We start from the raw sequence: 17,474 nt of genomic DNA, 5'->3' as shown, positions 1-17,474 counted from the left end.
CGCGTGCCTGGGCGTGGTGCCGGGCCGTTGAGCACGGATTTAGTCCGCGCAGCGGACCGAGGCCCCTGGTCATGGGCCGAGTCCGTGCGATAGGCCCGGCACCACGCCCAGGCACGCGACAGGGACGCCTCCATAGAGACAATCACGAACAGCAAACGCCCACAACACCAACAGCGATAAAAAATGCCCCCACGCTGCCCCTTTGGCTTGCTGCCCCCCAAGGGGGCGTTTTTATCTTGGGACGGCCCGGCGAGACAAAAAAAAGCTCCCGAAGGAGCTTGGAAGAGCCAGACAGGCGCAGCAGTCCTGCCTGGCGGGGGAAAAGGGAGTCTTAGTCGTTGATGTCCACGTCTTTGGTTTCGCGAACAAACAAGGTGCCGATGACCAGCGTCATGACGGCGATGATGATCGGATACCACAAGCCGTCGTAGATGTTGCCTGTCGCAGCCACGATCGCAAAAGCAACCGGGGGCAAGAAGCCGCCGAACCAGCCATTACCGATGTGATACGGCAAGCTCATCGAGGTGTAGCGGATGCGGGTGGGGAACATTTCGACCAGCATGGCGGCAATCGGCCCGTACACCATGGTCACGAAGATCACCAGAATGGTCAGCAGGACTACCACCATGACCTTGTTGATTTGTGCCGGGTCCGCCTTGGCTGGGTAGCCGTGGCTGCGGATCGCGTTGGTCAGGGCGGTTTTCAGCTCGGCAGACTTGGCCTTGAACTCATCCGCAGACATGTTCTTGCCTTCGAAGGAAGGAAACTCGTCATTGCCGATTTTGACCTTGGCTACGGTGCCGGCAGGGGCTGCCTGGTTAGCGTAGTTCACTGAGTTGCCCGCCAGGAACGACTTGACCACGTCGCATGAACTCGTGAATGACGAGGTGCCCACCGGATTGAACTGGAATGAGCAAGTGGCCGGGTCTGCAATCACGGTGACCGGTGCCGATGCCTGAGCTTTTTCGAGCGCTGGGTTGGCAAAGTGCGTCAGGCCCTGAAAGATCGGGAAATAGGTCACGGCAGCGATCAAGCAGCCCGCCATGATGATGGGCTTGCGGCCGATGCGGTCAGACAGCGAGCCGAAGATCAGGAAGAACGGCGTGCCGATCAACAGGGCCAGGGCGATCAGGATGTTGGCGGTGTTGGCGTCGACCTGCAGCGTCTTGGTCAAGAAGAACAAGGCATAGAACTGGCCGGTGTACCACACCACGGCTTGACCGGCAGTCAGGCCCAGCAGTGCGATGATCACGACTTTCAGGTTTTTCCATTGGCCGAAAGACTCGGTCAGAGGCGCTTTGGAGCCGCGGCCTTCTTCTTTCATGCGTTTGAAGGTCGGTGACTCATTGAGCTGCATCCGGATCCACACCGATATGCCCAGCAGCACCACAGAGATCAGGAACGGAATGCGCCAGCCCCAGGCTTTGAAGGACTCTTCGTCCATGATGCCGCGCACGCCCATGATGACCAGCAGGGACAGGAACAAGCCCAGCGTGGCCGTCGTCTGGATCCAGGCGGTGTAGGCGCCGCGACGGCCTTGGGGGGCGTGTTCGGCCACGTAGGTAGCTGCGCCGCCGTATTCGCCGCCCAACGCCAAGCCTTGCAGCAGCCGCAGCACGATCAGAATTGCGGGGGCGGTGATGCCGATGCTGGCATAGCTGGGGAGCACACCCACGAGGAACGTGGACAGGCCCATGATGACGATGGTGACTAGAAAGGTGTACTTACGGCCGACCAGGTCGCCCAGACGGCCAAAGACCAGGGCGCCAAAGGGCCGTACCGCAAAGCCTGCCGCAAAAGCCAGCAAGGCGAAGATGAACGCCGCTGTGGGATTTACCCCTGAGAAGAAGTGGCCCGCAATGATGGCCGCAAGCGACCCATACAGATAAAAGTCGTACCACTCGAATACCGTGCCTAGCGACGACGCGAAGATCACGCGCCGTTCGTCTTTGGTCATCGGGCGCGGGCCCGTGGATGGGCCTGGGCTGGCCATCGATGCTGTGCTCATGATGTCTCCTCGTTTTGGATCGGTGGTGATCCACCGTGCCGGCTCGTGTCCGGTATGTTCCGGTATTCGGGCTAGTAAGAAGGTAGAAAACGAGGCTGACGGGGTTCTGACGGGATACTTACTTGAATCTTAATTTTGAAACAAAACGTGTTTTTTTGGTGTTTTTCCCAGCGTTTTTACCCGATCCGGGTCTGTTCATCAGGGATATCCCTAGACCGGAAAATCAGCGTTTTCCTGCCTACCGTGTAAGGGAAACAACACACGGATGCATGCGCCGGGCAGATCCGAGTGAGCGGTGCCCTCAAGGATTTGCACTTGTGCGTGATGTTTTTGAGAAATCTCACGCACAATGGCCAGCCCGAGGCCGCTGCCTTCAGCTTGGGTCCCCAGCACGCGATAAAAACGGTCAAAGACGCGTTCGCGTTCTTCGGGGGGGATGCCTGGACCGGAGTCCTCGACTTCCAGGATGGCATGTGTGGTGCTGCTGCTGACACGGACGGTGATATGCCCGCCCGATGGGGTATAGCGCAGCGCGTTGTCCACCAGATTATTGAGCAGCTCGGCGAGCAAGATATCGTTGCCGTCGATCATGACTGGCGTGTCTGTGCCTTCAAATCCTAAATCGGTATTGAGCGAGAGCGCTTGGTGCACCCATTGCAAGGTCTGCTCATGCGCGATGGCATTCAGGTCGGCGGGTACCAATTCGACTGAATGGGGGTTTTCGGCGCGCGCCAGTAATAGCAGCTGATTCACGAGGCGAGTGGCGCGTTCCGAGCCCATGATCAGTTGACGCAGACTCGCCTGCATTTCGTCGGGGCTGGCGTCTCGCAGGGCTAACTCGGCCTGAGTACGCAGGCCCGCCAAGGGCGTCTTTAACTGATGCGCGGCGTCAGCGACAAAACGTCGTTGCGCCTGTACGTTCGAGGACAGACGATCCAGCAATTCATTCATGGCGCCGACCAGAGGTGCGATTTCCGACGGGGCAGCGCCCTCGTCGATGGGCGACAGATCGTCGGGGCGGCGAGCTCTCAGGCGCTGTTGCAGGGCGTTGAGAGGAGCGACGCCTCGTGACAGGCCGAACCACACCAGCAGCACCGCGACGGGCAGCACGATGAATTGCGGAATGATGACGCCTTTGATGATGTCATTGGTTAATTCGGTCCGCTTTTCCATGGTTTCGGCGACCACGAGCAGCACGGGCTGAGTTTGCGGGATGTGCAGGTCGACCCAGGTGTAGGCCAGCCGTACGCCGAACCCGCGCAACGTGTCTTCGGCATATAGGACAGTGCCGGGCTGTGGCGGTCCGAGATCGGGGGGCAACGGCAGGCCTTTATCCCCGCCCAGCACCTCGCCGTGACTGCCCTGGGCCAGCCAGAATACGCTGTCGGTCTCACCGGGATGCAGCACGTCGCGCACAGAATCATTGATTTGCAGGACGGCGCGTCCGCCCTGCGCATGTACATGGCGCGACAGAATATGCAGGTTCTGCGCCAGCGCTCGATCGTAAGGGACGTTGGCGATGTTCTGCGCCACCACGTAGGTGATGGCCACGCTCATTGGCCACAGCAGGAACAGGGGAGCCAGCATCCAGTCGAGGATTTCTCCCAGCAACGATCGCTGGGGGGGCGCAAAGCTGGGGCCTTTCGCCCCGCCGCGCATGGCGTCCAGGGCTTCTTGGTTCAGCGACTCGTGCGCAGCTGGCTCAGTGGGTGAGGTGGCTGGCGGCACCTTGGTCCCGTTCAAGGCAATAACCCAGGCCGCGTACCGTGATGATTTTGACTCCGCTAGGCTCGAGTTTTTTACGCAGCCGATGCACATAGACCTCGATGGCGTTGGTGCTGACCTCTTCGCCCCATTCGCACAGGTGGTCGACGAGCTGGGTTTTGCTGACCATGCGGCCACTGCGGGTCAGCAAGATCTCCAGCAGGCTGACTTCGCGTGCGGATAAATCCAATGTCTGCTCATCGACCAGTGCGACACGCCCCGTCTGGTCAAACACCAGGCGGCCATGGCGCAATAATGTGGCTCCGCCGCCAGCACCGCGCCGTGTCAGGGCGCGCACACGGGCCTCCAGCTCGGATAGGGCGAACGGTTTGGCCATGTAATCGTCAGCGCCCAGATCCAGCCCTTTGACGCGTTGCTCGACACTATCGGCCGCTGTCAGGATCAGGACCGGCATCGCCGAGTTGCGCGCACGCAACCTGCGCAGGACCTCGAGTCCGGTGAGTTGAGGGAGTCCCAGGTCTAAAATGAGCAGGTCAAAAGGCTGGGCGGCGAGGGCGGAGTCGGCGGCGGCGCCGTCACTGACGGCGTCAACGGCGTAACCATTGTGGCGCAATGAGCGGGACAGGCCATCGGCCAGGATGCTGTCGTCTTCGGCGATAAGGATGCGCATGCAGTGAAAGCGGGGCAAAAGCCGTTAAGGGCGCGCGACACCGGGTGGTGTTCGTGCGCAGGCATTCTGGCACAGCATCGGCTGATTGCCCATCCTGGGAATCCCTGGAAAAATATGGCACACTGGATTTATATACAGTACAATCGAATGCAATAATCGCCGCTTCGACGTGCAGCGCTTTGCCGCACGTTAAACCTCACAGCGTCAACATCATTTAGCCACGGGAAACCACATGGACGACAAAACCAGCAAAGCAGCCGCCTCGGAAAAGGCCAAGGCGCTGGCCGCCGCGCTTTCGCAAATCGAAAAGCAGTTTGGCAAGGGCTCGATCATGCGTTACGGCGATAACGAAGTCGAACACGACATCCAGGTCGTGTCGACGGGCTCGCTGGGGCTTGATATCGCGTTGGGCGTGGGTGGCTTGCCGCGTGGGCGCGTGATCGAGATCTACGGCCCTGAATCGTCGGGCAAGACCACGCTCACGCTGCAGGTCATCGCAGAAATGCAAAAAATCGGCGGCACCTGCGCATTCGTCGACGCAGAACACGCACTCGACGTGCAGTACGCCTCGAAACTGGGCGTCAACCTCACCGATCTGCTGATTTCGCAGCCCGATACCGGCGAGCAGGCCCTGGAAATCACAGACGCGCTGGTGCGTTCGGGTTCGGTGGATCTGATCGTGATCGACTCGGTCGCCGCGTTGGTGCCCAAGGCCGAAATCGAAGGTGAAATGGGCGATTCGCTGCCCGGTCTGCAGGCTCGCCTGATGAGCCAGGCGCTGCGCAAGCTGACCGCTACCATCAAGCGCACCAACTGCATGGTCATCTTCATCAACCAGATCCGGATGAAGATCGGCGTCATGTTCGGCAACCCGGAAACGACTACCGGCGGTAACGCCCTCAAGTTCTATTCCTCTGTGCGCCTGGACATCCGCCGCATCGGCTCCATCAAAAAAGCCGAAGAAGTCGTCGGTAACGAAACGCGCGTCAAAGTCGTTAAAAACAAGGTCTCGCCTCCATTCAAGCAGGCCGAGTTCGACATCATGTATGGCGCCGGCATCTCGCGCGAGGGCGAAATCATCGACCTGGGCGTGCAAGCGGGCGTGGTCGACAAATCCGGCGCCTGGTACAGCTACAACGGCACCCGCATTGGTCAGGGCAAGGACAATGTCCGTGAATACCTGAAAGAGCGTCCCCAACTCGCCATCGAGATCGAGAACAAGGTGCGTGAAAACCAAGGCATCGTCAGCCGTGCTGCGACATTCCCGGCTAGTGAGGCCGAGACTACCGACGCAGAATGATTCGTCAGCGGGGTTCTTCGTGGCCACGTCGCGGCTCGTCTTCACGCGAGCCTGACGACGGAGGATTTGAGACGATGAACCGCTCTCGTGCGGACAGCGGTGGCGAAAATCGCCGAGTGCTGTCTGCACAAGAAGACGATTTCGAAACCCAAGGCAAACTCCCGGCTCGGGATAATGATTTCGAGACATTGAGCAAGCCCAAACCGCGTGGACCTAGCCTAAAGGCCCGCGCGGTGGGTTATCTGTCGCGTCGCGAATACGCGCGCAATGAGTTGGCGCGCAAGCTCCAGCCTTATGCCGAAGACGCTTCCGACATCGAGCCGGTGCTCGATGCACTGGAAAAAGAGGGCTGGTTATCTACCGAGCGATTTGCGCAGAGCCTGGTGCATCGTCGTGCCGGGCGGCAGGGCACGGCACGCATTGTGCAGGAATTGCGTCAGCACGGCGTAGCCGAGGATCAGGTCGCGCAACTGCGCGATGACCTGCGCGCCACCGAATATCAGCGTGCGCTCGAGGTTTGGCGCAAGCGTTTTTCCGCCAAACCCGTCGATCGTAACGAGTACGCCAAACAGGCCCGCTTTCTGGCTGGCCGAGGGTTCGCTCATGATGTGATTCGGCGTCTATTGGGCGACGAGCGTGACGATGATTGATCAAGAGCGGCTCAGTTTTTCTTGACCTAAGGCCCCAAAAATCGGTGAGGCATTCATACGTTCTTATCCCAAGCTACCGGCAAAACGCCGTGCGTAGTCTTCACGTTTGAATGCCTCGATCACGAAGTCGATGAAGACTCGCGTCTTGCTCGGGAGCAGGTCGCGACTCGCATAGTAGAGCGAGATTGCGCCCGCATCGGCCCACCAGCGCGGCAAAACTCGCACAAGCTCCCCCGACTCCAATCCTGCTAGAACATCAGGGACGGCCAGCATGGCGACCCCCAAGCCTAGCTGCACCGACTCCCTCAGCGCGGCAGGGTCGTTGACCACTAAAGTTTCGCGCATCAATGCGGCAACCTGATCACCTTGCGCGTCGCGCATGTTCCAGGTACGGATGCGGCCCGACTTAAGTGAACGCATGACGATTCCATCCAGCTCAATCAGCCCGGATGGGTCAACCGGTGCTGTGCGCCGGGCCAGATAGGCAGGAGATGCGACGGCGATGATATGCGCTGGTGCCAATGTCCGGGCGACCATGCCGGGCGCGAGCTCGAAGCCACCACCAATAGCGGCGTCGTAGCCTTCGGCGATCAGGTCCACCGCGCGGTTCTCGAAATGCCACTCGGGCTTGATACGAGGGTAGCGCTGCAAGAAGTCCGGCAGTAGCGGCAAAATGTGGCTCATCCCGATGGTTGGCGGCAGGCTGATCTTGAGCACACCCGCAGGCTGTCCGTCGTCTGCCGATACTGAGGCAATGGCGTTTTGCAAAGACTCCAGATTGCCGCCGATCGCGCTCAGGAACGCCTCACCCGCCTCGGTCAGCGTCAGTTTGCGGGTTGAACGATGGAATAGCCGTACTTTTAGGTTGCGCTCCAGCATGGCCACGTTCCGGCTTACTGCTGCCGGAGTTAGCGCCAACCGCCGCGCCGCAGCCGAAAAGCTACCGCTCTCGGCACTGCGCACGAATGACTCCAAGTTGGCCAAGGTTTCCATTCGTGGATATTAAACTAATGCTTGAAGATGATTCAAGCTATATAGCACTAATCAAGAGGAAATAAGTGGGCGAAAGTGGCCCTACTTGTAGGGTCTAGGGTAAAGAGCGTTCTGCGCCGCTCTTGGAACAGGAGAAGATGCCGTGCCGAAAATTATTCAGATGCAGTCCCCCGGCGGTCCGGCCGTCCTGCAGATCATCCCCAGTGATCTGCGGGCGCTACGTGCTGGGGAGGTTCAGATCACCCAAGACGCGATTGGTCTCAATTTTGTCGATACCATGATACGGAGGGGGCAGTATCCAATGACGATGCCGGCGGTCCCTGGTTTCGAAGCAGCGGGGACAGTCACCGCGATAGGACCCGACGTGAGTGGGATGTCGGTCGGCGACCGTGTCGCCTACTTCTTCGCCGAGGGGGCATACGCTACCGAGAGGGTGATTTCAACGGCACCGTTGGTCCACCTGCCTAGCGACATCACCAATGAGGTCGCAGCGACTTTTTTGGCCAAGGGCGGAACGGCCTGGATGGGGCTTCGTGGCCTCTATGATCTCAAATCGACTGATGTGGCGCTGGTGCTCGGCGCATCAGGAAGCGTGGGCTCAATTCTTTCCCGTTGGGCAAAATCGCTCGGCGCGACGGTCATTGGTATAGCTGGGTCTCCGAACAAGCTCTCCAAGGTAACCGCTGGCAGCACCTACGCGTTCCACTCGCAAGATCCCGACATCGCGGCGAATATCCGCGCGATCGCGCCGGATGGGGTGGATGTGGTTTACGATTTCGTAGGGCAGGCGATGTTTGATTTGGGCGCTGCAAGCGTCCGCGATGGCGGTGTCATAGCAGCTATCGGCTATGCGTCGGGCCAAGCATCGACAAACCGACCAGATTTCGCTCGACGAGCCATCGCAGTTCGAAGTGGCGGTTCCCCTCAATATGTGCGTGGCCAGGCGGTCGGCATTGCGACCAACGAGCTATGGGCCGCAGTGCGTTCCGGCATTTTCGACGACCTCAAAACCGCTCGCTATCGGTTCGATGAGATTACGCGTGCACACGACGACATGGACAGTCGACGCTTGACCGGGCTGCCGGTTCTGATCACGTAGGCCAGGCATTAAATCATTGCTTGAAGATGATCCAAGTCATTTGATACTAATCAACAAGCAATAAAAGCGCGAAAGTCACTCCACCGAATCCTCGGCATTTAAACGGAGTGACCCATGAACGACATAACTTCTACCCAATCGCTTCCGCTGGTCGGCAAGACGGCCTTCGTCACCGGTGGTTCTCGCTCAATCGGAGCGGCCATCGCTAAGCAACTCGCTGCCGACGGCGCCCAAGTCGCCTTCACCTACCGCGGCTCGCCTGACGCGGCCAAGCAAACAATCGCGGACATCGAGTCGGCCGGCGGCCGCGCGCTGGCCATCGTAGCCGATGCTGCGGATCCGGACGCCGTGCGCGCGGCTATCACCAAGACGGTCGAGACATTTGGTGGCCTGGACATTCTGGTGAACAACGCCGGAATCGCGTCGGCGAGCCCGATCGACCAGATTACATTCGAGGACTATCAGTCGATGCTCGCGGTCAACGTCACGGGCGTTTTCGTTGCCACGCAGGAAGCCATACGCCACATGAAGGAAGGTGGCCGAATCGTGCACATCGGAAGTTCGGCGACGAAGTATGCCGGCGTGCCCGGTCTCTCGGTGTATGGACTGACAAAGGGAGCCATCACTGGCTTCAACCGCAGCTTGGCATACGACCTGGGTTCGCGTGGCATCACCGTCAACACCGTGCACCCCGGGCCCGTAGACACGGACATGAATCCGGTCGATAGCGAGTGGGCCAAGTTGCTCATCCCCGGTATCGCGGTGGGCCGTTACGGCAAGCCGAATGAAATCGCCAGCGTCGTGGCGTTTCTCGCCAGTCCACAGGCCTCCTATGTCACGGGCGCCGACATCCTGGTCGACGGCGGTTTCACGTCTTGAGCGTCTCTGGAGTGGGCTCGTTGGCCCGCTCCACACGACTGCAAAGCCGATCTTCGTCATCAGACATAACTTCATCTTCGGTCGAGGACATTCATCATGAACACGCCGCTTCCTTCCATCGGCATCATCGGTGCGGGTCATATCGGCGCGGCATTCGCGCGCGCGCTGGCACGCTGCAGTATCCCGGCCGTCCTGTCGAACAGCCGCGGGCCGGAGAGTCTGCAAGCGCTGGTACAGAGCATTGGTCTCAGCATACGCGCCGGCACACGAGAGGAAGCGGCCGCGCAGGCCATCGTGTTGGTCGCGGTGAACTGGTCGAAGTTGCCAGGTGCCCTGGCCGGGCTGCCGGATTTCGAGGGGCGCATTGTTATCGATGCTAATAATCCGATCGAGGCACCGCTGTTCAAGCCCATCGACCTTCATGGCCGCACATCGAGCCAGTCATTCGCCGATCTGGTACCGGGCGCGCGCGTTGTGAAGGCGTTCAATCATCTACGTCCCCAACTGCTCTTCGCCGATCCAGCGGAGCGCGGAGGGCGACGCGTTCTGTTCTTTGCTGGCGACGATGCCCATGCCAAGGCGCAGGTCAGTGCGTTGATCGATCAGTTGGGCTTCGCGGGTATCGATCTTGGCACGCTGGCCGTGGGTGGACGCATGACGCAGTTCCCAGGTGGGCCGCTGCCCTCGCTAGAACTGGTGCAGTTTGGTTGACAACCGCGCCCCAATCCTTGGGGCAGCAAGCCGAAGGCGCAGCGTGGGGGTATTATTTTTTGATCCATTCAGACTTTCACTGACCGTATCCCATCCAGGGTTTTAAAGCACGTCTCTCGTGCGATTGCCAGGAAATCATTAATGTAAGGCGCGTCGATGTCCTCGGTGCGTACGGCTGCGTACAACGTACGCCATACTCCTTGCGGACCCAGGTGGCACAACCGCAGCCAGCCTTGATGCAAATATTCTGTCAGTGCCCAATTAGGCAGTGCAGTCACTCCGCGGTTGCTGGCGACGAGTTGCACAATGATGGGGGTCAGTTCTGCCTTGCGTACCGCGGCCGGCTCCACGTCGGCGGGATCCAGAAATGTCGTAAAGACATCCAGCCGTTGCCGATCCACAGGATAAGTGATGAGGATCTGATCAGCCAATTGTTCGGGCGCGATATGTTTGCTGGCAGCCAAAGGATGCGACTCGGATACAGCCAATACCAGCTCGTATTTGAATAAGGGCAGGTATTCCACCGCTTCGAGTTGCTGTGGATCCGAGGTAATCACCAGATCCAGATCCCCCCGTACCAGCGCGGGCAGGGGGGCAAACGAAAACGCGGCCGACAGATCCAGCGCGACATCCGGCCATTGGCCTCGAAATGCGTCCATGCTCGGCATGAGCCATTGAAAACATGAATGGCAATCGATCGCCAGATGCAGCCGCCCCGTGCGGCCCGCCGCCAGCCGCTGCAACTCCCGTTCGGTGGCTCGGATTTGCGGCAAGACTTCATCGGCCAGCGCCAGCACCCGCAGCCCCGCTGTTGTCAGGCGAGCCGGGCGGGTACGGCGATTGAGCAAAGGGGTACCCAGACGGGTTTCCAGATCCCGCAGTTGATGAGATAGCGCCGACTGCGTCAGGTGCAGTCGATCGGCGGCTTCTTGCAGACTGCCTCCGTCGCGGATCGCCGAGAGGGTTTCTAGATGACGGATTTCGAGCATGGATCAGGCGTATCAGGGGAGGGTGGATAAAAAATATGAGCGTAGCGAGGTTGCGGATGGACCAACATGAATCACACTCAATTTATTTATATGAGAAATTTTCAATAAATGTATGTTGAGATTGATTTTGACGCAAATTAAGTTAAAGGCAGAATAGCATCAGAGTTGAATGAAATTTGTTGAATCGGATATTTATATGACCATAATTCATAATTTGGGCTTTCCCCGTATTGGCGCGCAGCGTGAGCTCAAGCGCGCGGTCGAGGCCTATTGGGCAGGCAAGCAGGCCGCAGGGGATCTAGCGCAAACAGGCCGCGAGCTGCGTGCCGCGCATTGGCAGCGCCAGGCGTCGACGGGCGTTCAATTCGTGCCGGTAGGCGATTTCGCGTGGTATGACCATGTCCTGGAATGGACCACGCTGCTGGGCGCGGTGCCGGCGCGTTTTGGCCAGGCCGATGATCAGCCTGTGACGCTGGATACGCTGTTTCGCATGGGGCGCGGGCGCGCGCCATCGGGCACGCCTACCGCGGCCTGCGAAATGACCAAATGGTTCGATACCAACTATCACTACATCGTGCCGGAACTGGTTCCCGGCCAGACATTCCGCATCGCGCGTGAGTATCTATTCGATCAGGTCAAGGAAGCTCAAGCCCTCGGCCATCAAGTCAAGCCCGTCATTCCGGGCCCATTGACCTGGCTGTGGCTGGGCAAGGGCGATGCGTTTACCGATGGGACCGGAGACGCTGCCAAACTGCAATTGCTGGACGCGCTGCTGCCGGTCTATGCCGAGGTATTGGCGCGCCTGGCACAGCAGGGCGTGCAATGGGTGCAAATCGACGAGCCGATTCTTGTGCTGGATCTGCCGCAAGCCTGGCGTGACGCCTATCGCACGGTGTATGCGCGTCTGGCGCAGGCGCCTGTCCAACTGTTGCTGGCGACCTATTTTGGCGGTCTGCAGGACAATCAGGAAACTGCTTTGGCGTTGCCCGTTGCCGGCTTGCATATCGATCTGGTGCGCGCGCCTGATCAGTTGCAGTCCATCGCTGCCGCGCTGCGTCCAGACCAGGTGCTGTCTGCCGGCGTGATCGACGGCCGCAACATCTGGCGCACCGATTTGGATGCCGCGCTGGCCGCGTTGGCGCCGGTTCGCCAACAATTGGGGGATCGCCTGTGGCTGGCGCCGTCGTGTTCTTTGCTGCACGTACCGGTGGACTTGGCAAATGAAACAGATCTGGATGCCGAACTAAAAAGCTGGCTATCCTTTGCCGCGCAAAAGCTCGACGAGCTGAGTCTGCTCGGCCGGGCATTGGATCATGCCGAGACGGCTGAAGTCAGCTCGGCCTTGGCAACCCAGCGCGCCGCGCTCAAGGCACGCAGTGAATCGCCCCGCATTCACAATCCCGCTGTCATTCGCCGCATGACTGACGCCACCAAAGTCACCCGTGACCGTGCGCCGTTTGCAGACCGTATTGCACAGCAACAGCAGTTGCTGAAACTGCCCGCATTTCCGACGACCACTATTGGTTCGTTCCCGCAGACGGCCGAAATCCGCGCCTTGCGTCGTGACTGGAAGTCCGGCGTGCTGAGCGATGCCGCCTACGAGGCAGCGATCCGCAAGGAAATCGAGGCCGTCATCCGCTTTCAGGAAAAAATCGGCCTGGACGTGCTGGTGCACGGCGAGCCTGAGCGTAACGACATGGTCGAATATTTTGGCGAGCTGCTGGCCGGGTTTGCCTTTACCCGCAACGGTTGGGTGCAGAGCTATGGCTCGCGTTGCGTCAAGCCGCCGATCATTTTCGGTGACGTCGCTCGTCCTGCGCCGATGACCGTCGGCTGGTCCTCGTACGCGCAGTCGCTGACCGACAAACCCGTCAAGGGCATGCTGACCGGCCCGGTGACGATTCTGCAATGGTCGTTTGTGCGCGATGACCAACCTCGTGAGCAGACCTGCCGCCAGTTGGCGCTGGCGCTGCGCGACGAGGTCGTTGATCTCGAGGCGGCCGGCGTGCGAGTCATCCAGATCGACGAACCCGCCATCCGCGAGGGGCTACCGCTGCGTCGCGGCGACTGGCAGGCCTATCTGGATTGGGCGGTGGATTGCTTCCGCCTGTCGACTGCCGGCGTGGCAGCGGACACGCAGATTCACACTCACATGTGCTATGCCGAGTTCAATGACATCATCGAATCCATCGCCGCGATGGATGCCGACGTCATCACCATTGAGACCTCGCGGTCGAATATGGAGCTGCTGAAAGCCTTCGAGGATTTCCGTTATCCGAACGATATCGGCCCGGGTGTGTACGACATTCACTCGCCCAACGTGCCGGACGTGGACTGGATGGTCGGCCTGATGCGCAAGGCGGCGTCGCGCCTGCCGAGCGAGCGCCTTTGGGTCAATCCCGATTGCGGCCTGAAGACCCGCGCATGGCCGGAAACCGAGGCCGCGCTGGTGGGAATGGTTGAGGCGGCCCGCGCGCTGCGTGCGGCCTGATCCGTCCCGCTTTACACCCAGGAGGCCGGTAGCCCGGCCGCCCCTGGGAGCGTGGTGGGCGGGGGAGAGGGGAAGCGGCGTTTCCTCGAGCCCTGCGTTATACTTCCCTGGATTTGCTGCTTTGCGTCAAAGACTTTGAAGTGCAGGCCCCTTAATGCCCTTGCCACCGTCGACAGTTCCTCGCCATCCTTTGCACACGCGTTCCATACGCGTGCAGTCCTACGGGCGCGAGGATGGTTTGTGGGATATCGAAGCTGAGCTCATTGACTTCAAGTCCTATGATTTCCCCAAGAGCAACGGGGAATTTTTCAAAGCAGGCCGCCATATTCACCACATGCATCTGCGCATCACCATCGATGACGCGTTTACCATAGTGGCAGCCCAGGCGGCTTATGACGCGGCACCCTACGAACAGCACTGCATGGACATCGACGCCGCCTATGCGGGCTTGGTGGGCATGAACCTGCTCAAAGGGTTTCGGCGCCAGGTCAAGGAGCGCTTTGGTCGTACGGCAGGCTGTACGCACATGACCGAGCTTTCGCAGGTGCTGCCCACCGCGGCAGTCCAATCCATGGCCAACCGGCGGCGCCAGAACAGCAATCCGGATATCCGCCCATTTCAGCTGGATGGCTGTCATGCCTTGCGCACTGACGGCCCGGTGGTGCTTGAGCATTATCCCAAGTGGTACACCGGGGATAGCGCTGAGGCGTCAGCGGGCGCAAATTCCGATTCTCCCTCTTTTTCTCATTCGTCCTGACAGGTAACACATGAAAATCCACGAGTATCAAGGCAAGGAACTGCTAAAGCAATTTGGCGTGCCTGTGCCGCGCGGGATCCCCGCATTTTCCGTCGACGAGGCTGTGGCTGCCGCTGAAAAGCTGGGCGGACCGGTATGGGTCGTCAAGGCACAGATCCATGCTGGTGGCCGTGGCAAGGGCGGCGGCGTGAAGCTCGCCCGTTCGATTGACGACGTGCGCAAGCTGGCCGGCGAGATCCTGGGCATGCAATTGGTCACGCACCAGACCGGTCCGGAAGGCCAAAAGGTCAATCGCCTGTACATCGAAGACGGCGCCGACATTCAAAAGGAATACTACGTGTCGCTGGTCACTGACCGTGCCACGCAGAAAGTCGCCATCATCGCTTCCAGCGAAGGCGGCATGGACATCGAGGAAGTCGCTCACTCGACGCCCGAAAAAATCATTACTGAATACATCGACCCGCAAACCGGTCTGTCGCTCGAGCAAGCCAAGCAGGTCGCCCAGGCCATCGGCTTGACCGACGGCTCGGCCGACCAAGCCGCCGACGTGTTCCAGAAGCTCTACAAGTGCTACATGGACACCGACGCGTCGCTGGTCGAAATCAACCCGTTGAACCGTGACAGCAAGGGCAACATCATCGCCCTGGACGCCAAGTTCAACTTCGACCCGAACGCCTTGTTCCGTCACCCGGAAATCGTCGCCTACCGCGACCTGGACGAAGAAGATCCCGCAGAAGTCGAAGCCAGCAAGTTCGACCTGGCCTACATCCAGCTCGACGGCAACATCGGCTGCCTGGTCAATGGTGCTGGCCTGGCCATGGCGACCATGGACACCATCAAGCTGTTTGGCGGTGAGCCGGCCAACTTCCTGGACGTTGGCGGCGGCGCGACCGCTGAAAAGGTCACCGAAGCCTTCAAGATCATGCTCAAGAACAAGGGCGTGCAGGCCATTCTGGTCAACATCTTCGGCGGTATCATGCGCTGCGACGTCATCGCCGAAGGCGTGATCGCTGCTTGCAAGGCCGTCAACCTCAACGTACCGCTGGTCGTCCGCATGAAGGGCACCAACGAAGAACTGGGCAAGAAAATGCTGGCCGACTCGGGGCTGCCCATCATCAGCGCCGACACCATGGCCGAAGCGGCCACCCGCGTCGTAGCCGCCGTTAAATAAATTGCCAAGGATTCACAAATGTCGATTCTGATCAACAAGGACACCAAAGTCATCACCCAGGGCATCACGGGCAAGACGGGCCAGTTCCACACCCGTATGTGCCGTGAATACGCCAATGGCAAAGCCGCCTTCGTGGCCGGCGTCAACCCCAAGCGTGCCGGCGAGGACTTCGAAGGCGTGCCCATTTTCGGTAGCGTGAAAGACGCCAAGAGCGAAACCGGCGCCACCGTTTCGGTCATCTACGTGCCGCCCGCCGGCGCTGCCGCCGCCATCTGGGAAGCCGTCGAGGCCGAACTGGATCTGGTCATCTGCATCACCGAAGGCATCCCGGTCCGTGACATGCTGGAAGTCAAAAACCGCATGAAGGCCATGAACAGCAAGACCCTGCTGTTGGGCCCGAACTGCCCCGGCCTGATCACCCCCGATGAAATCAAGATCGGCATCATGCCCGGTCACATTCACCGCAAGGGCCGCATCGGTATCGTCAGCCGCTCCGGCACGCTGACGTACGAAGCTGTCGGTCAAGTCACCGAACTGGGCTTGGGCCAATCCAGCGCCGTCGGTATCGGTGGCGACCCCATCAACGGCCTGAAGCACGTCGATGTGCTCAAGCTGTTCAACGACGATCCCGATACCGACGCCGTCATCATGATCGGTGAAATCGGTGGTCCGGACGAAGTCAACGCCGCACAATGGGCGAAAGACAACATGAAGAAACCCGTGGTCGGCTTCATCGCCGGCGTCACGGCGCCTCCGGGAAAACGCATGGGCCACGCCGGTGCGTTGATCTCGGGCGGTGCCGACACGGCGGATGCCAAACTCGAAGTCATGGAAGCATGCGGTATCCGTACCACGCGCAACCCCTCCGAGATGGGCAAACTGCTGAAGTCCGTGCTGTAACAGCCTGACGTTTCGCAGTGTAAAAAGCCCGCCTGGTTTGGCGGGCTTTTTACCGTCGGGGCGTCGATGGTGTTGTCGCACCCGTTTTGCAAAATATAATAACGAGCCGGTATTACGCGTACACCCCTATAAAAATCGTCAGGCGCCAAGAGCGCTCGGCATCCGGCAACGGCCACTCCCCAGCTCGCAACTACCAAGATGGCCGCGACCCGTACGCAACAAACAAAAGCATCAACTCACACCTAGGGGATCGCTAGGAAAGAGAGGAATGGAACTTACATCAGCAGCATTTTGGATTGCCCTACTACAGATTATTTGGGTCAACATCCTGTTATCCGGCGATAACGCCGTAGTGATTGCACTCGCCGCGCGCTCACTGCCCGCAGAGCAGCAAAAAAAGGCGATCACGATCGGTTCAGCGGCCGCGATCATCATGCGTATCGTGTTGACGCTGGTTGCCGCCAAGCTCCTGTTGCTGCCGTGGCTCAAGCTCATCGGCGCACTGTTGTTGGTCTATATCGGTGTGACACTCCTGTTGCCCGAGGGCGACGAGGACGGTGATGGCAAGCAGCATGGCACCTTGCTGTCGGCGATTCGCACCATCATGATTGCCGACTTGGTGATGAGCCTGGACAACGTCGTGGCGGTTGCCGCCGCTGCAATGGGCGATACCACCCTGCTGGTCGTAGGGTTGGCCATCAGCATCCCGTTGGTTATCTTTGGTAGCACCTTGTTATTGAAGGTGATTGAGCGTTTCCCGTTGATCGTCTGGGTCGGAGCGGCACTGCTCGGCTTCATTGCTGGCGAGCTGTTGGTAGGCGACCCTGCCTTGCACGATTCCGTGATCCGTATTGACAGCGCCTTGGGCCTGACTGAGCATCAGTTGGCATTGATCTCCGGTGTCGTGGGTGCAGCCCTGGTTTTGCTGATTGGGAAAATTTTACTTTCTCGACGCCAGGTACTGACACAAAGCTGAACTACAATACGCGTTTTGGCACGACGACTGCCGCGTTTTGACGCGGCAGTTTTTTGCCGCCGGGCCGCTTCAAGGCAAATGCTCCCGTGGGGGGTAGCAAGCCGAAGGTGCGGCGTGGGGGCTTTTTTCCCGCCAAGTCATCACAGGCAACGAGT

15 protein-coding genes are annotated in these 17,474 nt (G+C 59.6%); 10 read left to right on the top strand and 5 right to left on the bottom strand.

The features are described 5' to 3' along the window. Nucleotides 1–331: 331 nt before the first annotated feature. From ACYVI2_RS03745 to ACYVI2_RS03735, 3 genes are all read right to left on the bottom strand, one after another. Nucleotides 332–2,008 (bottom strand): MFS transporter, encoded by a 1,677-nt coding sequence (locus ACYVI2_RS03745; RefSeq protein WP_415817774.1) that lies wholly within the window; start codon nucleotides 2,006–2,008, stop codon nucleotides 332–334. A 210-nt stretch (nucleotides 2,009–2,218) separates the two neighbouring features. After that, nucleotides 2,219–3,595 (bottom strand): sensor histidine kinase, encoded by a 1,377-nt coding sequence (locus ACYVI2_RS03740; RefSeq protein ID WP_415818202.1) that lies wholly within the window; start codon nucleotides 3,593–3,595, stop codon nucleotides 2,219–2,221. Nucleotides 3,596–3,710: 115 nt separating this feature from the next. After that, nucleotides 3,711–4,403: a response regulator gene (locus ACYVI2_RS03735; RefSeq protein WP_415817776.1), complete on the bottom strand. Its 693-nt coding sequence runs from the start codon at nucleotides 4,401–4,403 to the stop codon at nucleotides 3,711–3,713. Nucleotides 4,404–4,635: 232 nt separating this feature from the next. Between ACYVI2_RS03735 and recA the strand changes: the two genes are divergently transcribed. Further along, nucleotides 4,636–5,703, top strand: coding sequence for a recombinase RecA (recA, locus tag ACYVI2_RS03730; protein ID WP_415817778.1), 1,068 nt, complete (start codon nucleotides 4,636–4,638; stop codon nucleotides 5,701–5,703). A 74-nt stretch (nucleotides 5,704–5,777) separates the two neighbouring features. Further along, nucleotides 5,778–6,353, top strand: a complete 576-nt coding sequence (gene recX, locus ACYVI2_RS03725; RefSeq protein ID WP_415817780.1) for a recombination regulator RecX — start codon at nucleotides 5,778–5,780, stop codon at nucleotides 6,351–6,353. A 63-nt stretch (nucleotides 6,354–6,416) separates the two neighbouring features. Here recX and ACYVI2_RS03720 read toward each other — a convergent pair whose 3' ends face one another. After that, nucleotides 6,417–7,346, bottom strand: coding sequence for a LysR family transcriptional regulator (locus tag ACYVI2_RS03720; RefSeq protein WP_415817782.1), 930 nt, complete (start codon nucleotides 7,344–7,346; stop codon nucleotides 6,417–6,419). 142 nt (nucleotides 7,347–7,488) lie between these two features. Here ACYVI2_RS03720 and ACYVI2_RS03715 point away from each other — a divergent pair, with 142 nt between their 5' ends. The 3 genes from ACYVI2_RS03715 to ACYVI2_RS03705 all read left to right on the top strand — a co-directional run bounded on the left by ACYVI2_RS03715 (nucleotide 7,489) and on the right by ACYVI2_RS03705 (nucleotide 10,035). Further along, nucleotides 7,489–8,445 (top strand): zinc-binding dehydrogenase, encoded by a 957-nt coding sequence (locus ACYVI2_RS03715; RefSeq protein WP_415817784.1) that lies wholly within the window; start codon nucleotides 7,489–7,491, stop codon nucleotides 8,443–8,445. 114 nt (nucleotides 8,446–8,559) lie between these two features. Continuing rightward, nucleotides 8,560–9,324 carry a 3-oxoacyl-ACP reductase family protein gene (locus tag ACYVI2_RS03710; RefSeq protein ID WP_415817786.1) on the top strand — a complete coding sequence of 255 codons (765 nt, stop codon included), beginning with the start codon at nucleotides 8,560–8,562 and terminating at the stop codon, nucleotides 9,322–9,324. Between the two features lie 96 nt (nucleotides 9,325–9,420). Continuing rightward, nucleotides 9,421–10,035 carry an NADPH-dependent F420 reductase gene (locus ACYVI2_RS03705; RefSeq protein WP_415817788.1) on the top strand — a complete coding sequence of 205 codons (615 nt, stop codon included), beginning with the start codon at nucleotides 9,421–9,423 and terminating at the stop codon, nucleotides 10,033–10,035. Nucleotides 10,036–10,103: 68 nt separating this feature from the next. Here ACYVI2_RS03705 and ACYVI2_RS03700 read toward each other — a convergent pair whose 3' ends face one another. Beyond that, nucleotides 10,104–11,024 (bottom strand): LysR family transcriptional regulator, encoded by a 921-nt coding sequence (locus tag ACYVI2_RS03700; RefSeq protein ID WP_415817790.1) that lies wholly within the window; start codon nucleotides 11,022–11,024, stop codon nucleotides 10,104–10,106. Nucleotides 11,025–11,220: 196 nt separating this feature from the next. Here ACYVI2_RS03700 and metE point away from each other — a divergent pair, with 196 nt between their 5' ends. The 5 genes from metE to ACYVI2_RS03675 all read left to right on the top strand — a co-directional run bounded on the left by metE (nucleotide 11,221) and on the right by ACYVI2_RS03675 (nucleotide 17,319). After that, nucleotides 11,221–13,515 (top strand): 5-methyltetrahydropteroyltriglutamate--homocysteine S-methyltransferase, encoded by a 2,295-nt coding sequence (gene metE / locus ACYVI2_RS03695; RefSeq protein ID WP_415817792.1) that lies wholly within the window; start codon nucleotides 11,221–11,223, stop codon nucleotides 13,513–13,515. Nucleotides 13,516–13,669: 154 nt separating this feature from the next. Further along, complete coding sequence (locus tag ACYVI2_RS03690; protein WP_415817794.1) at nucleotides 13,670–14,272, top strand: DUF2889 domain-containing protein; 603 nt, start codon at nucleotides 13,670–13,672, stop codon at nucleotides 14,270–14,272. A 10-nt stretch (nucleotides 14,273–14,282) separates the two neighbouring features. Further along, nucleotides 14,283–15,443 carry an ADP-forming succinate--CoA ligase subunit beta gene (sucC, locus tag ACYVI2_RS03685; protein WP_415817796.1) on the top strand — a complete coding sequence of 387 codons (1,161 nt, stop codon included), beginning with the start codon at nucleotides 14,283–14,285 and terminating at the stop codon, nucleotides 15,441–15,443. Nucleotides 15,444–15,461: 18 nt separating this feature from the next. Further along, on the top strand, nucleotides 15,462–16,343 hold the full coding sequence (gene sucD, locus ACYVI2_RS03680; protein ID WP_415806536.1) for a succinate--CoA ligase subunit alpha: 882 nt from the start codon (nucleotides 15,462–15,464) through the stop codon (nucleotides 16,341–16,343). Between the two features lie 268 nt (nucleotides 16,344–16,611). Then, complete coding sequence (locus ACYVI2_RS03675) at nucleotides 16,612–17,319, top strand: TerC family protein (RefSeq protein ID WP_415817798.1); 708 nt, start codon at nucleotides 16,612–16,614, stop codon at nucleotides 17,317–17,319. Nucleotides 17,320–17,474: the final 155 nt, after the last annotated feature.

The organism is Bordetella tumbae, from assembly GCF_054780995.1.
The sequence above is the reverse complement of the archived record's forward strand: the minus strand, read 5'-3'. Positions and strand labels throughout refer to the sequence as shown.

Coding starts and splice junctions, on each gene's coding strand:
- ACYVI2_RS03735 (WP_415817776.1), bottom strand. CDS start 4,403: ATGCGCATCCTTATCGCCGAAGACGACAGCATCCTGGCCGATGGCCTG.
- sucC (WP_415817796.1), top strand. CDS start 14,283: ATGAAAATCCACGAGTATCAAGGCAAGGAACTGCTAAAGCAATTTGGC.
- ACYVI2_RS03720 (WP_415817782.1), bottom strand. CDS start 7,346: ATGGAAACCTTGGCCAACTTGGAGTCATTCGTGCGCAGTGCCGAGAGC.
- ACYVI2_RS03675 (WP_415817798.1), top strand. CDS start 16,612: ATGGAACTTACATCAGCAGCATTTTGGATTGCCCTACTACAGATTATT.
- ACYVI2_RS03710 (WP_415817786.1), top strand. CDS start 8,560: ATGAACGACATAACTTCTACCCAATCGCTTCCGCTGGTCGGCAAGACG.
- ACYVI2_RS03690 (WP_415817794.1), top strand. CDS start 13,670: ATGCCCTTGCCACCGTCGACAGTTCCTCGCCATCCTTTGCACACGCGT.
- recX (WP_415817780.1), top strand. CDS start 5,778: ATGAACCGCTCTCGTGCGGACAGCGGTGGCGAAAATCGCCGAGTGCTG.
- recA (WP_415817778.1), top strand. CDS start 4,636: ATGGACGACAAAACCAGCAAAGCAGCCGCCTCGGAAAAGGCCAAGGCG.
- metE (WP_415817792.1), top strand. CDS start 11,221: ATGACCATAATTCATAATTTGGGCTTTCCCCGTATTGGCGCGCAGCGT.
- sucD (WP_415806536.1), top strand. CDS start 15,462: ATGTCGATTCTGATCAACAAGGACACCAAAGTCATCACCCAGGGCATC.
- ACYVI2_RS03705 (WP_415817788.1), top strand. CDS start 9,421: ATGAACACGCCGCTTCCTTCCATCGGCATCATCGGTGCGGGTCATATC.
- ACYVI2_RS03740 (WP_415818202.1), bottom strand. CDS start 3,595: ATGCTGGCTCCCCTGTTCCTGCTGTGGCCAATGAGCGTGGCCATCACC.
- ACYVI2_RS03700 (WP_415817790.1), bottom strand. CDS start 11,024: ATGCTCGAAATCCGTCATCTAGAAACCCTCTCGGCGATCCGCGACGGA.
- ACYVI2_RS03745 (WP_415817774.1), bottom strand. CDS start 2,008: ATGAGCACAGCATCGATGGCCAGCCCAGGCCCATCCACGGGCCCGCGC.